Here is a 1,240-nt window from a genome sequence, read left to right on the forward strand (position 1 = left end):
CCTTTTCAAACCCGTCGAGGAGGGCTTGTCGCTCACCCCCGACGAGGTTGGGAGCGCCTATCGGACCGGCTTCTTCCTCGGTGACGGCACCGGCGCCGGCAAAGGCCGCCAGGTCGCCGCAATTATCCTCGATCAGTGGCTGCGCGGCCGCCGCAAGCACATCTGGATTTCGAAGACCGAAACGCTGCTCGAGGATGCGCGTCGCGACTGGACCGCGGTTGGCGGTCTCGCGCTCGACATTCAGCATCTCAACCAGTGGAAACTCGGAACGCCAATCGGTGCAGCCGAAGGCGTCCTGTTCCTCACCTATGCGACGCTCCGCTCCAACCGCGGCGACAAGGGCACGCGGCTCCAGCAGATCCTCGAATGGGTCGGCGTTGACTATGACGGCATGATTGTGTTCGACGAGGCGCACGAAATGGCCGGTGTCGCAGGCGGCGAAGGCAGTTTCGGTACCAAACAAGGCTCCGACCAGGGCATCGCCGGCGTCCGCCTGCAGAACCTCCTGCCGCGCGCCCGCGTCCTTTACGTCTCCGCGACCGGCGCGTCCGACGTGAACAATCTGGCGTATGCGACGCGGCTCGGCCTGTGGGGACCGGGCACGGCGTTCGCCGATCGCCGGACTTTCGTCGACAGCTTGCGCCGTGGCGGAATCGCGGCACTGGAGCTGATCGCGCGCGACCTGAAAATGCAAGGGCTCTACGTCTCGCGCGCGCTGAGCTTCGCCGGTGTCGAGTATGACATCCTCGAACACAAACTCAGCGTCGACCAGATCGAGGTCTATGACGCCTATGCCGATGCCTGGGCGATCATCCACGCGAACCTGCGGGCTGCGCTGGACGCGACCCGCGTCACCGACAGCTTTTCAAACGACACTTACAACAGCGGCGCCAAGGCAGCCGCACTTTCGATCTTCGAATCCACCAAGCAGCGGTTCTTCTGCCAGCTTCTGATCGGCATGAAGCTCCCATCGCTCATCCCCGCGATCCGCGCCGATCTCGCACGCGGCGAAAGCGTCGTCATCCAGCTCGTCTCCACGTCCGAGGCGATGCTCAACCGGGCGCTCGCCGCGCTGACCGTCGAAGAACGGGCGAACCTTGACATCGAGTTGTCGCCGCGCGAGTTCCTCATGTCCTATCTCACCGCCGCCTTCCCGGTGCGGCAAATGAAAACCTTTGTCGACGACACCGGCAAGACCCGCTCAGAACCGATGTCGGACGAGGACGGCCGTCCTGTGTTC

Annotated in this window: 1 protein-coding gene; it reads left to right on the forward strand. The window is 64.0% G+C overall.

Features of this window, described 5'->3' with window-relative positions:
- The coding region (locus tag B7Y43_RS20150) for a strawberry notch family protein (protein ID WP_374133434.1) at positions 1–1,240 on the forward strand (1,240 nt) is incomplete at both ends.

The organism is Sphingomonas sp. 28-62-20 (genome assembly GCF_002281505.1).